The following is a 23,838-nucleotide window of genomic DNA, read 5'->3' on the forward strand; positions in this document are numbered from 1 at the left end:
GCTGCAAAGAAAACAGGAAAGGAGACCGCAACATTGACCACATCATAAACTACAGCGCATAACTGAAGGTGGGTCAAATCTCGGTGAAAATACCGGGTCAGTTCTCAGTGACAATCAACAGACGGAGGGGTTCGACCTCGTGATTAACGGGGGCCGCGTGATGGACCCGGAGACGGGGTTCGATCAGATCGCCAATGTCGGCATCAAGGACGGCCGGATCGTCGCCATCACGACCGACCCCCTCGAGGGCGGCCGACAGATCGACGCGAGAGGCCATGTCGTAGCACCCGGCTTCATCGACACGCATTTTCACTGGCCCCGGCCGATGGGCAACAAGCTCGCGCTGCTCGATGGGCGCACGACCGTCATGGATCTCGAGATCGGCACGCACGGGCCGCTGGTGGACAACTGGTACGCCGCACGCGCCGGTGCCAACCAGATCAACTACGGCTGCGCCACCGCGCACGAATTAGCGCGGACGCAGGTTCTCGACGGCATCACGACGGAAGATGCACCCGAGATGTTGAACCACCGGGGCACGGACAAGACCGGCTGGTCCCTGGCCCGCCCGGACCTCGAACAGGGCAACGAGATCCTGCGCTTGCTCGACGTCGGCCTCGCCGCGGGGGCCGTCGGCATCGGCTCGACACTCGGCTACATGCGCGACGGCGCCTCGGCGCGCGAGGTCTACGAGATCCAGCGCGTCGCCGCGCGCTACGGGCGACCCTGCGGGTTCCATTTCCGCTACACGCCCGGCACCGACACCACCGAGTCGAACGGCATCCAAGAGATGCTGGCGAACGCTGCTGCGCTCGGCGCCCCGGGCATCGCCTGCCACTTCAACAACCCGGGCTACAACCTCGTGCATGAACTGCTCGTAGGTATGCGGAGGCAGGGCATGAACGTCTGGGGCGAGCTCTACCCTTACGCTGCGGGCTCCACGGCGCTCAACGCCGTGTTCCTCGAGCCGGAGGTCTGGGTCGACCAGCTCGGCTACAAATACGAGACGACCATCCAGGACGCACTCACCGGTGAGTGGTACACGCGGGAGAGCCGCGCCGAGATGATCGCCCGCGAGCCCGCACGGCTCGTACTGGTCTACAAGATGCCGGAGAGCGCCATCGTCGACTGGCTACGAATGCCGGACGTGGCGATCGCGTCGGACGGCATGCCGATCCTCGACGACAGCATCACTTGGGACACGCCGTTCGAAGATCTGCCCAACAGTCACCCGCGCGGAGCCGGCTCCTGCGCGCGGACGCTGCGCATGGGGCGCGAGAACGGGATCCCTCTGATGCAGAGCATCGCGCAGCTCAGCTGGAACTCCGCGCGCCCGCTCGGCCTGACGGGGCTGCAGGCTATGCAGGAGCGCGGCCGGATGCAGGAGGGGATGGTCGCTGACATCACGATGTTTGATCCCGAGACGGTCACCGACAACGCGACCTATGCTGAGGGCAACCGGCCGTCCTCGGGCATTCCCTTAGTGATCGTGAACGGCACGGTGGTCGTCGATGGCGGCGAGGTCTTGCGCGACGTCAATCCGGGACAGCCGATCCGCCACGAGCCGCGGGAAAGCCTGTTCGAGCCGCTGGACGTCGAGGTGTGGACACAGGCTTTCTACGCCGTCCCACAGGATTTCGGCGGCGGCATTCCGAACTCGCAGCCGGTCTACGACCCCCGGGTCATCCCCTGCTGCCTGTGACGAGGAGCTGCTTCCTGTCTTCGCGGGTCAGCCGATCCGGTTTGACCCGGAAGACAAGCGGCGCTTCGAGCCGATTTCGACAGAGGCGCGGAATGCCGAATTCTCGACCGGTATGCCTTTGCCATCTGACTTCACGGGTGCCTTTACCGCAGAAAGTCGAAAACTGATGGTGGCGCACTGAGGCAAGGGGAGGCGGGATCATGCGGCATTTGATCTCCGTCTCCCCGATAAGCAATTAAGGAAGGAAGAACCGGCTATGGCGATGAGAATTTCGACAAAATATTTCTGGCTTGGGGTGCTGATAATCGCTCTCGGTGTCGTCGTGCTGTTCAATGCCGTGATCGCGTCCGCGGCTATTGTTACGGTTACGGGAATATTTCTCTTGCTTGGCGGCGCTTCGCAAATTGTCCTCGGGTTCTGGACTGAAGGCCTGGGCAACAGGATACTGACCTGGTGCCTTGGCGCTCTGACAGCATTTCTGGGCTGGTCATTCATGGCCAACCCGCTTGCCGGCATCATATCGCTATCTACCTTCCTGCTGATCCTCCTCGCGGCAAGCGGCATAGTCCAGATCCTGTACGCCTTCCGCGTTAGAAGTACACGGTTCTTTAGGCCCCTTTTGTTGGTGGGGGCAGTGACTGTCGTCCTGGCAATAATTGTCTTGTCATCGCCGGGTGCAACGCTGGTCCTGCTCGGGAGCCTGCTCGGAATCCAGATGCTTTGTTCAGGCGCGAGCCTGACTATGATGGGGATGTCTCTCAAGGAAACCCGTCAGTGACGAAATTTGGATTCGATGCCCGATATCACGCCAGCCTTTCCGGCGAATGGCGGCAACTGGTTGTGACATTCCTAGGCCTCATCTCACAGAAGGAGAAACCAAAAATGAAATATCGTCGGATTATCGTAGCCCTCGCGGTTTCCGCGGTGGCTACCTTCGGCCCGGCATATGGCCAGACAACGGAAGGACAGTCCGTTGGTGCCGCGATCGAACAGATCGCGTCGGGGCTTGCCGGGCGCATAGGCTTCGCGGCGCAGGAAATCGGCGGCGACAAGGTCATCGCGTTCAATGGTGATGAGACCTTCGCCATGGCTAGCACGTACAAGGTGGCGATCGCTGCTGCCGTGCTGGATCGCGTGGACAGGGGGGAACTCAATCTCGACCAACTGGTCGAAGTCCCGCCCGACATGTACGTCACCGGCGTATTTGCGCTTGCCGAGACATTCCCTCACCCCGGGATCCAGCTCTCGGTGGCGAACCTGATCGAGGTGATGATCACGGAAAGCGACAACACTACGACCGACGTTTCCATGGAACTGGTCGGCGGAGCAGCGGCGGTGACCGAGTATCTGCAAAACCTCGGGATCACCGATATCAGGGTCGATCGGACGACCCGCGATATTCTCATGGATTTCTACGGCTTGTCGGCGGTCACGCCAGAAGCTATCGCTGAGGCCATCAGCAACAACCCGGCATTGGTGATGGCCCAGATTGATCCCAATCCGGACTTCGAGGCGGATCCCCGCGACCACGCAACGCCCCTTGCGATGCTGCAACTGCTGCTTGCCATCGACGGTGGCACGGCGATGAGCATGGAAAGCCGCGAGTTCCTGCTGGGAGTCATGTCGCGCACGCGCAGCGGCCCTGGCCGTCTCAAGGGGCTGATGCCGAAGGGAACGCTCGTCGCGCACAAGACTGGAACCGCAGGCGGAATTGCCAACGACGTTGGTTACATCACGCTCCCCGACGGTCGGCGGTTTGCCATCGCAGTGTACACGAACAGCAACGAGACACCCGTTTCGGACAGGGATCGCGCAATTGCCGAGATCGCCCGCATGGTGTTCGACTATTTCTACCTGGCTCCGGTGGCGAAGCAATAGATGCGCAACGGCTCTGTTGCACAAATCGGGTGATGGCCGAGGTTCCCCTTTCCCCTGACGGGCTTATCCCACAGCCTCCGTGACGGGTATGGCGTTCGCAGCGAACGGCAGGTTTGGCAGGCTGCGGCGCAGCATTGATCAGGCCCTATGAACGGCAGGTCTGGGCCGTTCACGTCGGTAGCATCCCTACCGGGCCCCGGCTTTGCACATGTCTCATCCGCGTTTGCGGCGAATGGCGACTTCGCTTCCGATCCTGAAACGGCTATGGAACCGCGTATCAAAACACATGGAGCATCTGAGCGCTTAGGAGGTGTACTTGCTGAGGAAACTTGCCCTTACGGTGGAGCCCGTTGACCGCGAGACGCTCCCGTCGCTGTTTTCGCGCATGGCAATCCTGAATGGAACCGACGCTGCCAACTTCGCCCTCGATCTCGGTACCACCTTTCGGCGTATCCTGGAGCAGGACGAAGAGGCGGTCGCGATTTTTGCAGAACGCGCAGGGCTGTCGGCCACGCAGCTCGCCGAAATGCTCTCATGGACAGGTGAACGCATCGGAGACGTCCGGATGCGATTTCGGCAGGAAGTCTTTGTCTCGCGGGCCCTACGAAACCCGATCATTCGGGGCTGTCCACTTTGCATGCGTGAGCATGCAGCCGATCAGCCCCATCCATTGCGGCACATTGCCTTGCGGGGCGACTGGCTTTGCAGAGGTGTTGATATCTGCCACCAGCACCACCATCCGCTGGTTCCCTTGTGGTCCAGCTCGCGCCCCATCGAACGGGATGACATTGGAGCGAGATTGGCGGAAATCCTGCCAGACCTGCGAGCAGGATCATTCGACCGCATGTGCTTTGATCCTACCGACTATGACCTTTGGCTTGATAAGCGTCTATCGCAGGGTATCGCTGCGGACAAAACATGGCTGGCCTCACAGCCGGTGTTTCCGACGATCACACTCTGTGAGTTCATAGGTGCAGCCTTGCTGCGCACACAAGGCGAGGCCTCGGACGATCGGCGCGCCAAGGCCAAGGGCTTTGTCTTCGTCTCGCAAGGCCCTGACGGGATCCGAGCGGCTCTGGACATCCTTATGCGATCACAGGACGGTGGCCACTTCGTGACGCAGGGCGAATTGGGTCCGCTCTTCAAACATCTCAAGGGCATCTATCTTGATGACGATGCCTTTGAGGGCTTTCGCGGGATCCTTCGTGACTACTTTCTGGAAATATGGCCCTTGGCGCCAGGTGATGACCTTCTCGGGCAGATCGTCCCAGAGCGGCGTCTCCACTCCCTTACAACAGCATCCAAGGAAACAGGCATCGGCCCGGCTGTTCTGGATGATTTCTTGACAGAAGCGGGCGCGTTTGCGCCCAGTGACGCGCGTGCCGATGCCCGCAAGACCTTTGATGCGAAAACCTGGCAGCACATTCTTGATGAAATCCCGACATTGGTCGGTCCGATTGCGCTGCGACGTGCAATCGGCGCAACGCTGGCCGAACTGAACGGGTTGAAGGCTGATGGTGTCCTCGTCCCAAGGACCAACGTCCCAACAATCAAATCGCCTTGGCGGATTGCGGATGGCCAAGCTCTTCTTGAGGAGCTGGAGGCCTATGCGCAGCCGGTTGCCGCAGAGGAGCCAGGGTGGGAGACGATCCAACTCGTTCACAAGCGGCTGGACCTTCCTGTTGGCGAGATCATTGCGGCCATCCGGACGGGTGCTTTGCGCCTTGGTCAGCGTCCTGATGTGTTCGGCTACCACGGGCTTGTGGTGGAAATCATTGAAGTTGCAGCGTTCAAGGCGAAGGTCGCGCCAAAGCGCAAGCCATCGACCAACCAAGTGGAGATGACAGCAGCGGCCTTCGCTCGGTCGGCGGGTATTCGGGGGAAAGGTCAATTCCTGGCTCTGATCGAAGGTGGTTACACGCCTGCGATGTTGGTTTTGAATCCCACGACTAAGCGTCGGGAATGGCGAATGAGCCGCGACGACATCGCTGCGTTTGAAGCCAGCTACACGACACCAACGATTCTGTTGGCCGAAACCGGTGCGCATTGGAACACAATTCGGGCTATTCTCCAGAGCGAAGGGATCCAGCCGTTCCGACCGAACGGCTTGGATCTCGGACCGGTCTATCTTCGGACCGAGGTTGAACCAGTTGTGGCGCTCTTGAAAACTCAGCGCGAAAAGTAACGGCCAAGCGCCAACCATGCTGAAAAACGATTATATTTCAGCGCATTATAAGAAATCGCCACTATGGCACCCCATAGCCTCTTGACAGGGGGTGTGCATGAAAACCGCGAAAACGTGCAAGCTTATGGTTCATTGGCACAAATGGAAAGAAATGGCGAGCCGTGGAGGACTCGAACCCCCGACCTGAGAATTAGAAGTTCCCTGCTCTAATCCAGCTGAGCTAACGGCCCACTCTTCTTTCGGCTATATCAGCCAAATTCCCCGCCGTGTCAACGTGGTAGAAGGATGGGATGCCGACCCAGAAATTTCCATTTATTTTCACTGTAACCCCTGTCTGTGGCAGAAATCGGGGCTCTGGATATCGCTATCCCTTAAGACCATCCTGCGACGCATAGGGCCAATAGCACAGGTCCAGCGCCGGACCAGAGGTCTCTGCGTGCTGATACAAAACGCGTTCCCTTTTGGGGACCATCCGTCGCGCGGCATTTACGATTTCCACATGCAAAACAGACCATCGCCGCGCGCATCGTGTTCCTGCAAAATGACTGCGTTACTGCCACTGTCGGCGATGTTTCCCCGTTCCGCATTGGTCAGGGGAAACATCTTTGCACGATCAGAACGCCGCCCCAAAGCAGGCGGCAAGGCCAAGGGCGGCAAGCAGAACCCGCAGCGGCAGGCGCAGCCGCCCGATAAGAGCGTAAGACAGACAGCCCAGGCCGGTACCGACCAGGGCAAAGGCGATGACGGCCCCAAATGGATTGGTGGTGAGACGGATCAAAGCGGGGTTTGCAATCATCGCCAGCGGAATCACATAGAGCCCAACCCCGAGCGCCATCGCCGTCAGTGCCACCTTCAGCCAGTTCTCTGCGATCATGCCGGCCGCGATAAAGACAGCACCGCAGACTGGCGGCGTAATGGTTGAGAGCAGTGCAAACCAGAACACAAACAAATGCGCCTGCAGGGGCTCCAGCCCCAATTCAGTCAGGGCCGGGCCTGCCACCGACACGCAGATCACATAGGCGGCGGTGGTCGGGACCTCCATGCCCAGCAGCAGGCAGGCCAACGCCGTGAGCAAAAGCGCGGGCCAAAGCAGCCCGCCCGCCCCGGACAGGATCACCGAGGTGATCTTGATGCCAAGACCGGTGATGCCCAGCACGCCGATGATGATAGAGGCGCAGATGATAATGGCAGCAATCATCGCAACCTGTCTGCCGATCGCCGTGAAGCCACCGCCCAAACGGGCCAGGCCCTGGGTCAGGTTCATGCGCGGCGTGGCGTCAAAGAACAGCGCGGCAGCACCCGCAAAGATAGCCAGAACAGCTGCATACTGCGGGGTAAATCCGGCGGCAAACATCGCTATCAGCAGCACCGAAAAGGGCACCAGGAAAAAGCATGAGGTCACAAAGACCATGCGCGGGCCGGGCCGTTGGTCTTCCGGCACGGCTTGCAGGTCAAAACGTTGGGCATAGGCATTGATGCCAACCCAGACCGTCAGGAAATACAGCACCGCAGGCAGCAGCGCCGCCAGCATGATCTGCGTGTAGGGCACGCCTGTCAGTTCCACCATGACAAAGGCCCCCGCCCCCATCAGGGGCGGCATGATCTGCCCACCGGATGAGGCAACAGCCTCTACCGCGGCGGCCAGGCGTTTGGGATAGCCAAGCTTGGTCATTGCAGGCAATGTGATTGCCCCGGTTGAAGCCACATTGGCCGAGGCCGAGCCCGAGATAGAGCCAAATAGCGCTGAAGAGAGCACCGAAACCTTGGCCGCACCACCGGTCAGACGCCCCGCAGCCGCAGCGGCCACATTCATGAACCCCTGTCCCGCTTCGCCCGCGTTCAGTACCGCACCAAAGATCACAAAGATTGCGACAACCCCGACCGACACCCCGGTGAGACTGCCCCAAAGCCCGCCTTCGGCGATAACAAGCGTGCCCAGAAAACTGCGCAAAGGCGTGCCGGCATGGCCAAATTCACCGGGGATATGCTGCCCCCAAAGCCCATAGGCCAGAGCACAGAGCGCAACCAATGGCAGCGGCCAGCCGATCATCCGGCGCGCCCCCTCCATCGCGATCAGCAACAGGCTGATGGCCAGCACCACCTGAAAAGAGTTTTCCAGAAAACCATATTGGTTCCGCAGCATCTGATGGCTCAGCGCGATCCAGATGCAGCCTGCAATGCCAACAATGGTGATGACCAGACCGGACCACCAGGCCAATGGGGTCTTGGCGGAGTACAAGAACACCCAAGGCAGGATCAGCGCCATGTGCAGGGGGCGCGCGACCAGATTGGGCACCAATCCGTAAAAGATCAGCCCGATGTGAAACACGGCAGTGATAGCGCCAAACAGCATCCAGACATGGCCTGCATGTGGCGCGAAACGGGGGGATAAAGATGTCATGAGATCAGATCAATGCGCCCCACCCCGGAACAAGACCGGGGCGGGGCCAAAAATTACATATGCGCGGCGTCCAGCGCCACACCGATTTCTTGGTAATACCGGATCGCACCAGGGTGGATCTGCGTGGTGATGTTGCTCAGCATGTCGGCCGAAACACCCGCCCACCAGGCCGCGTCCTTGGCCATGTTTTCGCGGGTTTCCCAATATGTCTTGGTCAGCATATAGGCCGTGTCATCATCCATCTTGGTGGTGGAATAGGCCACAACCGGCAGCGAGGTTGTGGTGATATCTTCAGCCTGGCCCGTATAGGTGCCCGCTGGGATGGTCAGACGGGTCCGCTTGGACGCAGCGATCTGGTCATCATCCAGCGACAACACGGTCACCCCGGTCGAAGCCGCCGCTTCGATCACATTTGGCGCCGGAAAGGACCCGGCGGTGACAAAGCCGTCGATCTGACCATTTTTCAGCGCATTCACCGCATTGGACAGTTCGGAATCGGCGATGGTCACCTTGCCCTCTAGCCCAAAAAGATTCAGATATTTTGCGCCCTCACGTGCACCAAAAGAACCGCTGCCCAAAAGGATTGTCTTGCCTTCCATATCGGCAAAGCTGCTGATGCCGCTGTCTGTCGACATTACAAAATGCATGGTCAGCGACGGGATCGGGAACAGAGCCCGGATTTCATCAAAGGCCGGATCGCCCTTGCCTTCAAACATCGCCTTGCCGCCCTGGGCCAGCCCCACCAGTGCCGGTGGCGTGGTAAAGACATAATCCCCCCCGCGGGCACGCACCTCCATCACGTTTTGCACCGATCCCTGGCTTTCTTCGACAGTGACAGAGATATCCCCGCCGGTGCCTGCCTTCATCGCTTCGGCAATCTGCGCAGCCATCTGGAAATAAGACGACCCCGCCTTGGCCGATTTATAGGTAATGCGCGTCTCAGCCGAGGCCACGCCGGTCATCATCAGGGCAACAGCCGCAGCTGCGCCAATAGATTTCATAAAGGTCATTTTGATCCCTCCCATTGAACTGCCGAGACAATTGAGCCTAGGCCGTGGAAATGCAAGCGGCGACAGCATTCTAGCTGCCGCCGCCTGCGTCTTTGTGCCAATTAAGCACGCCCCCAAGCCCCCCATCGCAAAGGCGACAGGCACACGCCGCAAGAGCAACCCGATCAGACTGCCGAGAATGAGAATGCTTTCCATGTCAGTATACCAATGTTTGCTTGGGTAGGTCGTCAGGGGCCCAAGTCCATATCTTGAAGATTTCCGCCAAAGCCTGCAGCGCCATCACATCAAAACCAACCCAGATCGCAGACTGTCCACCAGCCTGCGGTTGAAGGTATGGGGATTGCGGAAGGTCACATCAATGATGACATGGGCCTTGTGCTTCAGCACATAGCCAATCGCCAGATAGGCGGCCCAGACCTGAAAAAGCGGCTCATCTCATCGACCCAAATGGTGAGTGAATTCAGCATATAGCGCATAAAGACCTCAAAGGAGACGATAATGCCGGTGGTGAAAAACATCCAGGCGGCGATTGTTCCGGTGGTTTCCGAAACCGCATCCATGGTGCGAATATAGGTTTGAATTTTAGGCGCCATCTGTGCCCCATTCCTAAACAAGGCGCGGCCACCCAAGGGGGCAGCCGCAGTCTGGTTTTAGATTTTCAGTTTGCGCGGCGCGCACGGCGGCAACAGCGGCGGCACCCGCAGCGCCTTGTCGGCGGACAGGTAGTCATTGCGCCCATAGGCCTGCCACCATAGTGCCTTTGCCTTAATCCCCGTCTGCCACCCCGCGCATGCGCAACCGGGCGCGCCGGGCCCGATAGCTGGGCAGCACGACCAGCAGGACTGCCAGCACCAGCAGCCCCAGCGTGATCGGGCGTTCCCAGATGAACGAGGGGCCATCAAACAGCTGCATCGAGCGTGAGAAGTTATCTTCAAGCATGCCGCCAAGAATGAAGCCGATCAACAGCGGCGCCAGCGGATAGTCGGCAAAGCGCAGTGCCGTGGCACAGACACCAAAGCCCACCAGCAGCAACAGCTCTGTTGCATTGTTCTGACCAATATAGGCCCCCATCAGGGTAAAGAACAAAATGAACGGAATAAGGTAGGTGCGTGGCACCGACAGGACCTTGGCAATATACGGGATCAAAGGCAGGTTCAAAACCAGCAGTACCAGATTGCCGATGAACATCGACATGATCACCGCCCAAAACACCTCTGGCTGGTCAATCATCAGCCGCGGCCCCGGTGTGACATTCAGAGCGATCAACGCGCCCAGCAAGATTGCCGTCGTGCCCGACCCCGGAATGCCCAGCGTCAGCAGCGGCACAAAAGACCCGGTGCAGGCGGCGTTATTAGCGGTTTCTGGTGCCGCCAAGCCCTTGATAGAGCCCTTGCCAAATTCTTCCTGCTCGTGCTTGGGGGCGATATTGCGCTCCACCGCGTAGCCCAGAAAACTGGCAATGGTGGCACCAGCCCCCGGCAGCACCCCAATGAAAAAGCCCTGAACAGATTGCCGCCCGATCACCGGGGCAATGGCCCTGGCCTCGGTGCCGGTAATGCGCAGATCCTTGATCGCCTCGCCATCACCCTGCTGGGTGGTCTTGGGGCTTAGCACCAGAAACAGCGCTTCGGGCAAGGCAAACATCGCCATCGCCAGGGTGATAAAGCCAAACCCCGACTGCAGATCCATGATCCCCATGGTAAAGCGCGGTAGATTAAACAGCGCTCCCTCCCCCACTGTCGCCATGATCAGGCCAAGGGTTGTCATCAGCATTGCCTTGGCAACCTGCCCGGTGCCGGCAAAGGCGGCAATCGCCGACAGGCCCACAACCATCAGGGCAAAATACTCTGCGGAATGGAACAACAGGGCCACCGAAGACAGCGCCGGCGCAAACACCATCAGCAACAGCGCACCAATTGTGCCACCGGCAAAACTGGCCACGGCTGCAATGGTCAGCGCCTTGCCCGCCTTGCCCTGCTTCGCCATCGGATAGCCATCAAAACTAGAGGCAACCGTCCCCGCCACCCCCGGCGCGTTCAGCAGGATCGACGAGGTCGAGCCACCAAAAATGGCACCATAATAGACCCCCGCCAGCAGGATCAGCGCCGCCGAAGGGTCACCCATCGAAATGGCCACCGGGATCATGATCGCAATGATCGACATCGGCCCCAGCCCCGGCAACATGCCGATAAAGGTGCCAATCAGACAGCCGCCGATCACCATCAGCAGGTTCTGCATCGACAGCGCGGTTTGCAGACCAATCAAAAGTCCTTCAAGCATCTCAAGCCCCCCAAAAACCAGGCAACGGGCGCATGTAGATGCCCAAAACCTGTTGCACCAGATACCACACGACCAGCGCCGCACAGACCGCGACGGGCATCAGGATATACCACTTGCGCTCGCCCAGGATGGCGCCGCCAAGAAACAGAAACCCAGTCGTTGACAGCAAGAAACCGACAGGGCGCAGACAGAGCGCATAGACCACCATCAGCGCCAAGAGCAAAAGCGCCTGGCCAAGGTGGTAGTCACCCAGACGGCGGTAATCGATCTCTGCGGTTTTTTCCGCGCTCTTCTCCAGGCCAAACAGAATGATGCAAGAGGCAATCACCCCCAGGACCGACAGCACCTTGGGAAAGGTGCTAGGCCAGATTGGGTTGCGTTTCATAAACGGGGCTAGCCCGCTATCCATGGTGAACCAGGCGGTATAGCCATAGGCCAGACAAATACTTAGCAGGACCAGCGCGATCCATCGATCCAGGGCCATCTTTCCCTCCCCCTCATTTAAGATGTGGCAAAGCGATTGCCCGCTTTGCCACCAGATTTCTTGCCTGCACGGGCCTTACAGAAAGCCCAGTTTCTTCATCAGATCGCCGATGGCCTTTTCCTGATCTTCCAGGAAGCTTTTGAAATCATCGCCGGAATTGTGGATATTCACCCAGCCGTTGCGCGCGCGCACCTCTTCCCATTCGGGGGTGTCATACATCTTGGCCAAGGCCTCCTGAAACAGCGCCAGCTGGTCTGCCGACAGATCGGGGGCACCAAAGAAGCCGCGCCAGTTGACAAAGCTGGTGTCGATCCCCTGCTCTTTCATGGTCATGGCCTCCGGAGCGGCGGCAACACGTTCCTCTGAGGTGACGCCGATAATCTTAACTTCGCCCGCGTTGGCCAGATCGACCGCTTCGGAAAATCCGGTGGACAGGGCCGCAATCTCGCCCGACAGCAGCGCTGCCATGGCCTTGCCGCCCGCGTCATAGGGGATGTATTTCACCTCCAGCGCGTCTTTGCCTGCGGCTTCCATCACCATGGCGGCAACCAGATGATCCATGCCGCCAGGCACCGAACCGCCGCCAATCGCCGTCTTGGACGGATCAGCATCATAGGCTGCCATCAGATCCGACATGGAGTTGATCGAGCTGTCTTTACCCACAACGATCGCGGCGTAATCGCCGATGGTACCGGCAACCAGCGTCAAGTCGCGGAAGTTATAGGGAAAAACGCCGGTCAACGAGCGGATCACGATCGGGGTCGAATTGACCATCAAGGTGCCGTGGTTGCTTTCGGCGTTTTCGATCAGATAGCCAATCGCCTTGCCGCCGCCACCGCCGGACATGTTTTCATAGGAGGCGGTTTCCACCAGGCCTGCCTTGGTCAGGGCCTCGCCGGTGCCGCGCGCGGTGCCATCCCAACCGCCGCCTGCGCCGCCGGGGATGAGAAAGTGAATGCTGTCCAGCACCTTTTGCCCATCGGCCAGAACAGGTGCTGCAAAGCCCAGGGTTGCAATAGCACCCGCCAGCAGGGCGCGGCGGCCCAGTTTAAATGTCATCATGTTTTCCTCCCATTTGACAACTGTCCGAAAGGCGGCTCAGTTGCTGAGAGGCAAACACAAGAACCTGTCACAGACCTGTCACGCGATGAAAAAAGTGAAATGAGCGCATGAAATTCCTGCTGGTGGAAGACAATCCTGATCTGGCGGCTGCGGTCTGTGTCCGCCTGCAACTGGATGGGCATACCATTGATCATGCAGGAACAATTTCGGATGCTATCGCGTTTTCAGAGATCGGAGACTACGATCTTATCCTGCTGGATATAATGTTGCCGGATGGCGATGGCCGCAGCTTTTTGAAACAGCACCGCGACCAGAAACGCGACACACCGGTCATCGTTCTGACCGCAAGATCACAGGTTTCCGATAGAATCAGCATGCTGGATCTGGGGGCGGACGACTATGTCACCAAACCCTTTGATCACGAAGAACTACAGGCGCGCTGTCGGGCGGTCTTGCGCCGCAAGGCAGGGGCGGCACAGACCGTTCTGCAACTTGCGGATGTGACCTTTAATCCGGTGGCCGGCCATGTCACCGTCTGCGGCAAGGCCGTCAGCCTGCGCAACCGGGAATTGCGCCTGCTGGAACTATTGTTCAACGCCCCGGGGCAGATCTTTCCCAAGCAGAAACTGGTAGACCGGCTGTTTTCCTATGACGAAGATGTCTCTGCCAATGCCATCGAGGTCTATATCGCGCGGCTGCGCAAACATCTGGAAGGCTCTGCGCTGAAGATCACCACCCTGCGCGGGCTGGGATACCGGTTGGATCATGGCTGAGCCGGGGCAGGTTCAGGGCAGCCTGCGCAATCGCCTTGCGGTGACACTGATCGGGGGGGCTGCGCTCTTGGCGCTGCTGCTGTTTTTTGTTGTGCGCAGCTATGCTGCGCAGATCGCCCAACAGGGCCAGGACAGTATTCTTACGGCCTCTGTGTCCTCTATCCTGGATGCGGCGGTGCTGCGCGACGATCAGGTCGAGATTGATTTTCCCTATGCCGCCTTTTCCATGCTGACCACCCCCGCAGATGACCAGGTGTTTTACGCCATCTACCGTGATGGTGAGCTCCTGTCGGGATACGCAGACCTGCCGCAGCAGGCCGACAGAGCCGCGCCAAAGCAGTTTCAGACCGCGCAGTATGATGGCAAGACTGTGCGGATTTCCACCGCCGCGCGCACCCTGCTGGGGGCGGATGTCAGAACCCGCATCACCGTTTCGGTGGCCCAGACCCAGGATGCGCTCTCTGAGACTCTGAACCAGATTTCCACCAATGTGGCCTCTTTTGGCTTTGGGTTTTTCATGCTGGCGGTGCTTTTGTCCTTTTGGGTCTCCTCGGTGACCATTGCGCCACTGAAACGGCTGACAACATCGGTTACCCGGCGCGGACCGCAGGATCTGCGACCACTCACCAAGCCTGTACCCAGCGAGATGCTGCCGCTTGTCAACTCGCTCAACACCCTGATGAGGCGGCTCAATCAGTCTCTGTCGCAATCCGAGGATTTCATCGCCGAAGCCGCCCACCGGGTGCGCACACCACTGGCGACAGTGCGCTCCTACGCCGAAACCACGCTGCAGCGGGTCGACAAGGAAGAAAACCGTCAGGCCCTGCGCTCGATGGTCCGGGCCATTGACGAAAGTTCGCGCGCGGCGGGGCAACTGCTGGATCATGCCATGATCACCTTTCGCGCCGACCATCTGGAGCACGAAGATCTTGACCTGGGAGATCTGGTGCAGGAACTGGTGCAACGCCTGACCCCGGTGGCCGAGATGAAGGACATCGACCTGGTGTTGCAGATCGACAGGCCGGTGCGGCTCATTGGGGATGCGATCCTGCTGCAAAATGCCATTCGCAACCTGATTGACAATGCACTGAAATATTCCCCCAGCGAGAGCGTCATTGAAATTTCCGTCACTGCCAGTCCCCATCCGCAGGTCGCCGTGCGCGATCAGGGGGCAGGCTTTCCCAGCGACGAAATTGCCGATCTTGCCCAGCGATTTTCACGCGGCAACAATGCCCGCGGCACCATCGGGTCCGGCCTGGGGCTGACAATCGCCCAGGATGTGGCCGCCGCCCATGGCGGAAGCCTGACCCTGTCCAACACAGCCGGAGGCGGCGCATGCGTTATATTTTCTGTCTGATCCTTGCACTCTGGCCACTGGCGCTTTCGGCGCAAAACTGGGAGGATCGCCAGATCTTTCGCGGCGCAGCGCTGCACGACACTGCTGCCAATACTGATGCGGTGCAGCTGCGCATTCTATCCAGCACCGACACCGCCTTTTTCATCCCCATCATCCGCCGCTTTCTGGCCGATCGGCCAAGCGTGTCGATTGAATATCTGGTCGCCGGATCGGCGCAGATCGACCATATATTCCGCCAGGCCCCAGCCCAGTATGACCTGGTCATTTCCAGCGCCATGGACCTGCAATTCAAGCTGACAAATGATGGCTATGCCCAACCGATCGAAGATCTGGTGACCCCCGATTGGGCGCAGTGGCGCCAGAGCCTGTTTGCCTTTACCAGCGAGCCAGCCGCCATTGTCATCCGGCGGGCTGATTTTGACGGCCATCCCATCCCACAGACCCGGCAAGAGCTGATCGAAGCCATGCGCGCGCGCCCCGAGGTGTTTCGCAACCGGTTGGGCACCTATGATATTCGCCGCTCCGGGCTGGGGTATCTCTTTGCCACCCAAGACGCGCGGGCTTCGGAAACCTATTGGCGCCTGACAGAGGTAATGGGCAATCTGGGCACCCGGCTATACTGTTGTTCCGGAGACATGATCACTGATCTGGCCAATGGCAAGCTGGCTGTGGCCTACAATGTGCTGGGCAGCTATGCGCTGGCACGATCCGAAACCGCATCAGCGCTGACGGTGGTTCTGGCGGCGGATTTTCCGACCACCATGATGCGAACAGGTTTTGTGACCGCCTCGGCACCGCAGCCGGAACTGGCAAAGGAGTTCATCCGTCATCTGATCCGGGTCCAAACCCAAGCAGTTGATCCGGAAAGCTTTCTTCTACCGCCACTGATCCAATCCCAGATAACACCAGCGCAATCGACCATCGCCCTTGGGCCCGCCCTTATGACCTATCTGGATAGGCTCAAGCGGCGCATGTTCTTGAAAGAATGGACCCGCGCCATCATCCGCTAGGGGCAATCCTCGCCCCGCGCCTTGCCACAGGCCGCCGCCATGCTAACCTTGCGCCTGTAGCGAGGAGATTTTGTATGAGTGTTTTTAGATACGCAGCGCCTATTGCGGTCGTGGCTGGCCTCTGGCTGGTTCCGTCAACAGGCGCTGGGAGCGAGGGTGGCGGCGGCGGCGACTATGGCGGCGGTTCCGGTGCCTCGCAGGGGCTGAACAACGCGACGACCCGCAGTGTTGTAAACATCCTCAACCGGGGGGCCAGTAGCTGTAGAAGGCTGCCCTGGACTTATAAATATGATTGTTACCGCTGGGTTTATAAACGCGCGGCGGATAAATTGGTGGGCAATACCGCCTATTCCGAGGCCTATAAGGCCCTGACAGATGTAGAGACCAGCCTAGACACCCTGGTGAGACAGAACCGCGACCCCAGCCAGCCCGTGCGGCGGCGGGCGCTGGAAACCTATACTCCGGTCAAACCCGAAAGCCGCCCCAAGGTGACCCGCGGCGCCGAACAGGCCCTAGACAGGGCCGAAACCGTATTGCTGCGCTCTCCTGCCAGCAAGCAAGTCCATTATGCCCGCATTGCCGAGGCAGTGAACTCCAACAAGACCTTGCTGCGCTCTGCCCTGCTGCCCGGCGGGATAATCCGCTTTGCCGGTATTGTGTTGAACCGTCTGCTGCAGCAGACCTGAACCAGCCTGACGCCGCCCCAGATACCACGGGCAAGGCCTGCGATATCAGGAAGCGGCGGATCACAAAGACTAGGGCATTCACCTTGGTGGCAGTGCCGCCTAGCGCACAACATGCACAGCGCAGGCTGCGTGGCGCACCACCTGGCTGGCTGTCGACCCCAGCAGCAGATCCTGCATGCCCGGACGATGCGAAGCCATGATGATAAGATCCGGTTTGTTCTGCTCTGCCCAGTCCAGGATAGAGCGCCCGGAATGTCCCTCGATCACCAGCCCCACGGCCTGGTCCGGCAGGGTTTGGGCCAGCCCGTCAAGTTCCTGTTGCAGGGCGGCGCGGGCCTGGGCCATGTATTCGGTCGGCAGATATGAAATGGCATAGCTCGGAACCTGCTCAACCACATGCAACAGGGTAATTTTGGCATCTGGCGTCGCCAAAAGTTGGGCCAGTTTCAACGGCGCAGTGACATCGCGCTCTGGGTCGAAGGAAATCGGCACGAGAATATTGTGATACATAGGAAATCTCCTTTTCTGTTCGCATGAGGCTACACTAGACAACTTTGACCACACAGGCCTTGATCCAGGTCAGTGCAGGGCTGGCCAATTGACATTTCCTGGCCAAACAGCGTGATATCCCCACGCCTCCCCCCATCAGAGGTCCAGTCAAAGGCTGGTGTCAGGGCGCGTCAAAGGTGGCTGCGACCTCATACATCACTGGCTCAAAGCTGCGGCACAGCTCGTTTATCTTGCGATTGCGCTCGCGCATTTCGGAAGAGCGCAGCATCCGCAAGAAATCCTCACGGGTCCGCCACTGTGAATAGTTCGCAATGCGGGTTTGGGCGTCATTCACATGCAGCCCCGCCGCCACAAATCCCGGCTGTTTAGAGATGAACTCGGCATAGGCGTCTTGAAGAGCATCCAGCAGATCCTGGCAGGTTCCCGGCGTCATCTCAAAGGTGGTGATGACTGTCTGGATCTCTGCCGTATCGGTGATTTTAGGCATTTGAGTCTCCCTCGCTGTTTCGCTGAGTGTGACCAGCCTACGATGGTTGCGGTAAAAAACGGAACCGTTTTTCCATCGGCTGATTACAGGCGTCAAAAACACACCTATAACGTGTATATGGTTTTTGGAAATTCCGGCGATTTTCTGTGCTGCCTTGGCCCGTTGACCAAAAGGCGGGGTTGCATGCGGGCACGGGTGCTGATCCTGGGGCTTTGCCTTACGGTGCTGCAGCCCCTGACCGCCACGGCTGGTGCCTGGAAGCGCCCAAAGGGTGAAGGCTTTGCCGCCACGAGCCTGACCCTGCGCGACACCGGTCAAGGGCTAGAGCCAGAGCTGAGCTATTATCGCGACTTTGGTGTCACCGGGCAGTTTGATCTTGGAATCGACCTCAACCAATCAGATATCCAATCCGGCCATGCGCTGCTGTTTGCCCGCCTGCCACTGCGTCAGGGCGGTGGGGGAACTCAGATTGCTGCGGAACTGGCGCTGGGGGCCAATCATGCACAGGGGCTGTGGCATCCGATGTATCGCATCACCCTGTCGGCAGGGCGCGGGGAAAAGACCCGTCTGGGCGATCTCTGGGGCAACCTGGATCTGATGCTAGAACAGCGCGGCAATGCCGCCCATCCACTGTGGAAAATCGACGGCAGCTTTGGAGTGACCACTGGTCAGCGGTTCTCGCCGCTGCTCAGCTTTGAAACAGCCTTTGGCCAGAATGTTGACTTTGGCTATTCAATCACCCCGGCCCTGCGCATCAAGCTGGCCGGGCTGTCGGTCTTGGGCAATCAGCCGTTTGAGACCAGCGACCTGACCGTCGGCCTTGAATATCGGCGCAACCCCCGGCAAAGTCTGGGCCTCAAGATCTCCCTCTGGCAGCGGTTCTGATCCCGCCAGGCCAGACAAAGCGCCGATTCGCACAGCAGAAATGAACGGCAGAAATGGACCGCATGACCAACCCAATCCGCCCCACCGATGACGGTGCCCGTACCCTGGCGCAACAGCTGATGCGCGACGCGCGCAGCGCCGCATTGGGCACAGTGACCTCAGACGGCTGCCCGCTGGTCACCCGGGTTGCCTTTGGCCTCTGCCCCGCCGGGCATCCGATCAGCCTGATCTCCAGCCTGTCACAGCACAGCCAGATCCTGCGCAGCAACCCGGCCTGCTCGCTCTTGGTTGGCGACCCCGGCCCCAAGGGTGATCCGCTGACCCATCCCAGGATCAGCCTTGTTGGCCGCGCCACCTTTGTCGACCGGCAAAGCCCCGCGCATCCGCAGCTGGCGGCACATTATCTACGCAGCCACCCCAAAGCCAAACTCTACATTGATTTTGCAGACTTTTCCTTTGTGCAATTCGCACTGGATATGGGCTATCTGAATGGCGGATTTGGCAAGGCCTTTCACCTTGACCCGGCAGATCTGATCCCGCCCAGCACGCCCCAATAAGGGGATCCGGCAGGGCCACACCGGGGAAACAACGCCTGCCTCCCCGGTCGCCTTTTGTGCCGCTCTGACGGGCGGTCTTGGGATCGGCTACTTGTCGACCCGCACCACCACCTGCACTTCACCGCGCAGGCTTTCGCCCCAGTTCAGCCGGATCTCATCCTTGTTGCTGCCCTTCTCCAGCTGCACATAGGGGCGCGGATATTTGTAGGTGCCAGCGGAATCGCGCATCGGCCCAATTGCCACCACCGCATCCACCGCCCGGGCATGGCCCTGAAATGGCAGCCCGCCATCCGTCGACACCGCCCAACTGCTGGCAACCGTGGCCTGTTCATGACGCAGACGCAGCGGACTCGCCACCTCTGTAGAGATCCCGTGAAAGGTATTGCCCTCAAAGAACACGGATTTGCAGCGGTTGAACTCCAGATCAGAAAAGCTGGTATCCACCCGGTCGGCCCGGTCAATATAGCCATTGATAGAACGGAACTTATTGCCAGAGATGCTTACCCCATTCAGGAAGTGCCCGGTGCCATAGGGTTTCACCACCACATAGCTGAACCAGGGTGCCACATCACTGGACAGGAAGACATTGTCGGTGATCGACAGCGCGCTAAAGGAAAACCCATTGGAAAAATCAGGCGTGGGATCCTGTTCATTGGTCCATTCGATAAAGCAGTTGTCGACATAGTTGTCCGACACTGTCGTGGCACAATAGGTCGTGGCCAGTACCACCCCCGCCGTCCGCACCCCGCCCGCAACACCATCGCCTTGGAAAAAGTGATTGCCGGTGATGGTATTGTTCGCCCCCGCCAACAGGGCAAAATGGCGAAACTTGGTCACCCTGTTGTTGCGCAGCTTGGCATCATTGGCATTGACGTTGATCCCGACGGAACTGCGATCAGGCACATCTTCGGCCTCTTCCGCCGACAGGAACTGGCAATTGTCGACCAGAATGCCCTGACAGCCCGACCCGATCGAAGTGATCCCGCGGTCCTTGGGCCGCGAAATAAAGCAGTGATCCAGGCTGAACACCGTCCCCGCCGAGGGCAGGCGCAGCGCGCTGCAGTGAGAATTGCACTGAATTTCCACCTCCGTCATGCCAAATTTGCTCAGGGCGCTAAAGCCGCTGAAGTCCAGCAGATACTTGAAATCCTTGAAGGTAAAGACCTGCGTCCCCGCCGCATCATAGAGCGGCGCACTCAGCGTGATCTCACCTGCGCCTGTATTCTTGGACCGCACATAGATCTCGCGGCCAACACCGCTGCCTTCAACCAACGCGCCAACGGGAATATTGGCGATGTTGCTTACGTTCTTCAGCTTGCGCGGATCATTGGTGTCATAGGTGGCCTGCTCACTCCAGGTTTCAGTGTCCCAGGCGGCGCCGCCAGTGGCCGAAAACTGCCCGTTACGGACCACCCGCCGGGTCGAATACGAGCTGCGATTGGGCACCGCCGCCTGCATGTCGATTGGTGCAGTGACCGTTACCATACGCCCGCCCAGATCCAGCGATTCATGATCCGACGAATTCAACAGCGCCTGAAAGGCCTTTTTAAACCCCGTTTCCTCATCGGCAAAGGCAGCCGCATAACTGGGAAAGTCAAAATTTTTGCGCAGCAGCAATATCTTGTCCACCGGCATCCGCAGGCTGCCTTCAAAATATACCGGATTGTTCAACGACACCGTCTGCGCCAAAAAAAACGCGCCTGCGGGCACCAGGATCTGCCGCCCGGCCGCCGCCGCATCCGCCGCTTCAAAGGCGGCCGTATTGTCCGTTACATCATCACCAATGGCGCCGTAATCCGTGACATCCACGCGCGACAGCATATCGCGCAGAAAGGCGCTGGTCACATCGGTGACCTCGATATCGTCAATCCGCACCACACCGCCATTGGGACCAATCAGATCCAACCCCAAATGGCCATAGCCCGCCGCCAATCCCCAGGGCATATCCACCCCCTGCCGCGCCCCAGTGCCAATGATCGCCGTCACCTCCACCACAGTGCCATAAGAGGTCAGCGTGGTGGTCGCCCCCACCTCGATCACCCCCCCGACATGTGTGTCGCTGCTGTCGCCAGCCCACCCCGCGATACGCACCGTTGGCAAGGCGCCGCTTACCGCTTTGATCCGGGCCTTTACCTGCAGATAACACCCCGGCAACAGCGGCGTCTTGCCCATGTAGCGCAGCTTCTGTGTCGCCTGCAGCTTCTGCATTTCCAGGCAGCCGGCAAAATCCGGATCGGCCACCACGATGGCAGCGTTAGGCGCGCCATCATAGGTATCAGACCCTGGCGTTCCATCGCCACTCGACCAGGTATCCAACCCCGCCTCGAACGCAGGCGGCATCAGTTCCAATCCCGCAGAAATCACTTTATTCATCCCATAACCCTTTCCAGCAGCGCAGACGCATTTCGCCGACAAGAGCTACCCCGCCCAACTTAAGGACCCAAAAGCAGGGCGCGCGCTGGCCCCGCACTGCCACCACGCGCCGCCGCTTTGCTTTGGAGCCGCCCATCACCTGAGGACCGCCCGGCAGGAAAAGAGAGCAGCAGGCAAGGAAAATCGCCGAGGGGCCCTGCCCAGGGGGCGGGGAGACGGCTATTTGCCTTGCCGGGTGCGACCGCCTCCTGCCAGGACCTCAATCAGGGGATGGGTGACTTCAAAGCTTTGCTTGGGTGGGCCCCGGATCCGGCCTTCAAACCCAAAAACAAAAAAGAGCGCCCCGAAGGGCGCCCATTATTCTAAATTCTTACTTCTTATGCTCCCAAAACAGGAAGGCTAGGCGGTGCCGATCTTTGCGCGGCAGGTCCGCCGCCGATTACGCCTCGGCCAGGGCCTTGTCGATCATCGCGATGGTTTCCTGCACACCGTACAGCGCGATAAAGCCGCCAAAACGTGGGCCCTGGCTGGCCCCCAAAAGCACCTCATAGATCGCGGTGAACCAATCGCGCAGCGGGTCGAACCCGTGGATTTTGCCAATGGCAAAGACCACCGATTGCAGGAAATCGGCATCGGCTAAATCTGCCTCTGGCAGTGCTTCGTCATTGCCGGCAATCTCGTTCTTCCTGGCAATCGCCGCCAGTGCGGCCTCTGGCGATTTCAGCGCCTCTGCCAGATCGCGCAGCGCGGCACGCTCCACATCGCTAGGGGCGCGGAACACCTTGCTGGGTTTCACGTAGTCATTGAAATAGGCCACCGCAAAACCCGCTGCCTGATCCATGGTTGGGTTGCTTTCGGGCGTCGCATCCGGGGCGTATTTGTTGATAAAGCCCCAGAGGGTCGCCTTGTCCTCGGCGCTAGAGGCACTGGCCAGGTTCAGCAGCATGCTGAAGGGCACCACCATATCGGAGGCGGGCACATCACCTGCGTGGATATGCCAGACCGGGTTGTTGAGCCGGGCCTTGGTGTCCTGCGTCGCATAGGCCCGCAGCTGCTGGTGATATTCGTCAACCGCCTTTGGAATCACGTCAAAATGCATCCGCTTGGCCGTTTTGGGCTTTTGATACATGAAATAGGACAGGCTCTCGGCGCTGGCATAGGTCAGCCATTCGTCAATCGAAATCCCATTGCCCGAGGTTTTGGAGATTTTCTGCCCATTGGCGTCCAGGAACAATTCATAGGTGAAATGATCCGGTGCCCGATGGCCCAGAATGCGGCAGATCTTGTCATAGATCGGCGTGTTGGTGCTGTGATCCTTGCCATACATCTCGAAGTCGACCTCAAGCGCCGCCCAACGGGCACCAAAATCGGGCTTCCACTGCAGCTTTACATTGCCGCCGGTGACCGGCACGGTCCATTCCCTGCCCTCTTCATCATCAAAGGTGATGGTGTAGTTTTCGGCGTCAACCACCTTGATCGGCACATATAGCACCCGGCCGGTTTCGGGGTGGAAGGGCAAAAAGATCGAATAGGTCTGGCGCCGCTCTTCGCGCAGGGAGGCCAGCATGACCTCCATGATCTCGTCATATTTGTCGACGGCGCGCTTCAGCACCTCATCAAACCGGCCCGAGCCATAGAATTCGGTGGCGGAATAAAATTCATACTCGAACCCAAAGGTATCGAGGAACCGGCGCAGCATGGCGTTGTTGTGATGGCCAAAGCTTTCGTGCGTGCCAAAGGGATCCGGCACCGAAGTCAGCGGCTTTTGCAGATGTGGCACCAGGCTGTCGGCATCGGGCACATTGCCCGGCACCTTGCGCATGCCGTCCAGATCATCAGAAAAACAGATCAGTTTGGTCGGGATATCGCTGATGACCTCAAAGGCGTTCTTGATCATCGTGGTACGCGCCACCTCACCAAAAGTGCCGATATGCGGCAGGCCCGACGGGCCATAGCCGGTTTCGAACAGAACAAATCCCTTTTCAGGCGCGCCCTTTGCATACCGTTTGAGAACCCGGCGGGCTTCTTCAAAGGGCCAAGCTTTGCTCGTCAGAGCGGTTTCGCGCAGATCAGACATCTTGTTCTCCATCGGCGGCCCCGGTGGCCGCATACCCATGGCCCGCAGCCCCATGCCGCAGTCCCATTAACTAGGTCGGCCCGGTCTATGGCGCAGATGCAGCATAAGTCAACAAAGACAG

The 23,838-nt window shown here is 59.2% G+C and carries 20 protein-coding genes and 1 tRNA gene; 10 read left to right on the top strand and 11 right to left on the bottom strand.

Features of this window, described 5'->3' with window-relative positions:
- Positions 1-58: 58 nt before the first annotated feature.
- The 4 genes from P2081_RS14340 (at position 59) to P2081_RS14355 (ending at position 5,765) form a co-directional block, all read left to right on the top strand.
- A complete protein-coding gene (locus P2081_RS14340; RefSeq protein WP_278923704.1) occupies positions 59-1,702 on the top strand; it encodes an amidohydrolase family protein in 1,644 nt (547 codons plus the stop codon).
- A 256-nt stretch (positions 1,703-1,958) separates the two neighbouring features.
- Positions 1,959-2,480 (top strand): HdeD family acid-resistance protein, encoded by a 522-nt coding sequence (locus P2081_RS14345; RefSeq protein ID WP_278923550.1) that lies wholly within the window; start codon positions 1,959-1,961, stop codon positions 2,478-2,480.
- Positions 2,477-3,580 carry a class A beta-lactamase gene (gene bla, locus P2081_RS14350; RefSeq protein WP_278923551.1) on the top strand — a complete coding sequence of 368 codons (1,104 nt, stop codon included), beginning with the start codon at positions 2,477-2,479 and terminating at the stop codon, positions 3,578-3,580. Before P2081_RS14345 ends, bla begins: the two co-directional genes overlap by 4 nt.
- A 316-nt stretch (positions 3,581-3,896) precedes the next feature.
- Positions 3,897-5,765: a TniQ family protein gene (locus P2081_RS14355; RefSeq protein WP_278923552.1), complete on the top strand. Its 1,869-nt coding sequence runs from the start codon at positions 3,897-3,899 to the stop codon at positions 5,763-5,765.
- A 152-nt stretch (positions 5,766-5,917) separates the two neighbouring features.
- Here the strand turns inward: P2081_RS14355 and P2081_RS14360 are convergent.
- From P2081_RS14360 to P2081_RS14390, 7 genes are all read right to left on the bottom strand, one after another.
- Positions 5,918-5,995, bottom strand: a tRNA-Arg gene (locus P2081_RS14360).
- 383 nt (positions 5,996-6,378) lie between these two features.
- Positions 6,379-8,166 (bottom strand): TRAP transporter permease, encoded by a 1,788-nt coding sequence (locus P2081_RS14365; RefSeq protein ID WP_278923553.1) that lies wholly within the window; start codon positions 8,164-8,166, stop codon positions 6,379-6,381.
- Positions 8,167-8,219: 53 nt separating this feature from the next.
- Complete coding sequence (locus tag P2081_RS14370; protein ID WP_278923554.1) at positions 8,220-9,176, bottom strand: TAXI family TRAP transporter solute-binding subunit; 957 nt, start codon at positions 9,174-9,176, stop codon at positions 8,220-8,222.
- Positions 9,177-9,556: 380 nt separating this feature from the next.
- A complete protein-coding gene (locus P2081_RS14375) occupies positions 9,557-9,769 on the bottom strand; it encodes a hypothetical protein (RefSeq protein WP_278923555.1) in 213 nt (70 codons plus the stop codon).
- Positions 9,770-9,941: 172 nt separating this feature from the next.
- A complete protein-coding gene (locus P2081_RS14380) occupies positions 9,942-11,456 on the bottom strand; it encodes a tripartite tricarboxylate transporter permease (RefSeq protein ID WP_278923556.1) in 1,515 nt (504 codons plus the stop codon).
- 1 nt (position 11,457) lies between these two features.
- The gene (locus P2081_RS14385; protein WP_278923557.1) at positions 11,458-11,940 is read right to left on the bottom strand and encodes a tripartite tricarboxylate transporter TctB family protein; all 483 of its coding nucleotides are present in this window, start codon (positions 11,938-11,940) and stop codon (positions 11,458-11,460) included.
- A gap of 75 nt (positions 11,941-12,015) precedes the next feature.
- Positions 12,016-13,002, bottom strand: coding sequence for a Bug family tripartite tricarboxylate transporter substrate binding protein (locus P2081_RS14390; RefSeq protein ID WP_278923558.1), 987 nt, complete (start codon positions 13,000-13,002; stop codon positions 12,016-12,018).
- Between the two features lie 107 nt (positions 13,003-13,109).
- On the opposite strand from P2081_RS14390, the gene P2081_RS14395 reads away from it, so the two are divergent.
- The 4 genes from P2081_RS14395 to P2081_RS14410 all read left to right on the top strand — a co-directional run bounded on the left by P2081_RS14395 (position 13,110) and on the right by P2081_RS14410 (position 16,828).
- A complete protein-coding gene (locus P2081_RS14395) occupies positions 13,110-13,775 on the top strand; it encodes a response regulator transcription factor (RefSeq protein WP_278923559.1) in 666 nt (221 codons plus the stop codon).
- Positions 13,768-15,132, top strand: a complete 1,365-nt coding sequence (locus P2081_RS14400; RefSeq protein WP_278923560.1) for a sensor histidine kinase N-terminal domain-containing protein — start codon at positions 13,768-13,770, stop codon at positions 15,130-15,132. Before P2081_RS14395 ends, P2081_RS14400 begins: the two co-directional genes overlap by 8 nt.
- Positions 15,111-16,142, top strand: a complete 1,032-nt coding sequence (locus P2081_RS14405; RefSeq protein ID WP_278923561.1) for an ABC transporter substrate-binding protein — start codon at positions 15,111-15,113, stop codon at positions 16,140-16,142. Before P2081_RS14400 ends, P2081_RS14405 begins: the two co-directional genes overlap by 22 nt.
- A 74-nt stretch (positions 16,143-16,216) precedes the next feature.
- Positions 16,217-16,828: a hypothetical protein gene (locus tag P2081_RS14410; protein ID WP_278923562.1), complete on the top strand. Its 612-nt coding sequence runs from the start codon at positions 16,217-16,219 to the stop codon at positions 16,826-16,828.
- 99 nt (positions 16,829-16,927) lie between these two features.
- On the opposite strand, the gene P2081_RS14415 is transcribed toward P2081_RS14410, so the two are convergent.
- Both P2081_RS14415 and P2081_RS14420 read right to left on the bottom strand, forming a co-directional pair.
- The gene (locus tag P2081_RS14415) at positions 16,928-17,338 is read right to left on the bottom strand and encodes a universal stress protein (RefSeq protein ID WP_278923563.1); all 411 of its coding nucleotides are present in this window, start codon (positions 17,336-17,338) and stop codon (positions 16,928-16,930) included.
- 160 nt (positions 17,339-17,498) lie between these two features.
- Positions 17,499-17,825, bottom strand: a complete 327-nt coding sequence (locus tag P2081_RS14420) for an antibiotic biosynthesis monooxygenase family protein (protein ID WP_278923564.1) — start codon at positions 17,823-17,825, stop codon at positions 17,499-17,501.
- A 183-nt stretch (positions 17,826-18,008) separates the two neighbouring features.
- On the opposite strand from P2081_RS14420, the gene P2081_RS14425 reads away from it, so the two are divergent.
- Both P2081_RS14425 and P2081_RS14430 read left to right on the top strand, forming a co-directional pair.
- On the top strand, positions 18,009-18,710 hold the full coding sequence (locus tag P2081_RS14425; RefSeq protein WP_278923565.1) for a hypothetical protein: 702 nt from the start codon (positions 18,009-18,011) through the stop codon (positions 18,708-18,710).
- A 62-nt stretch (positions 18,711-18,772) separates the two neighbouring features.
- Complete coding sequence (locus P2081_RS14430; protein ID WP_278923566.1) at positions 18,773-19,267, top strand: HugZ family pyridoxamine 5'-phosphate oxidase; 495 nt, start codon at positions 18,773-18,775, stop codon at positions 19,265-19,267.
- 87 nt (positions 19,268-19,354) lie between these two features.
- Here P2081_RS14430 and P2081_RS14435 read toward each other — a convergent pair whose 3' ends face one another.
- Positions 19,355-21,640 (bottom strand): glycosyl hydrolase family 28-related protein, encoded by a 2,286-nt coding sequence (locus P2081_RS14435; RefSeq protein WP_278923567.1) that lies wholly within the window; start codon positions 21,638-21,640, stop codon positions 19,355-19,357.
- 439 nt (positions 21,641-22,079) lie between these two features.
- Positions 22,080-23,717, bottom strand: coding sequence for a lysine--tRNA ligase (locus tag P2081_RS14440; RefSeq protein ID WP_278923568.1), 1,638 nt, complete (start codon positions 23,715-23,717; stop codon positions 22,080-22,082).
- Positions 23,718-23,838: the final 121 nt, after the last annotated feature.

Origin of the sequence: Pseudophaeobacter profundi (assembly GCF_029697505.1) — a bacterium.
Classification (GTDB): domain Bacteria; phylum Pseudomonadota; class Alphaproteobacteria; order Rhodobacterales; family Rhodobacteraceae; genus Pseudophaeobacter; species Pseudophaeobacter profundi.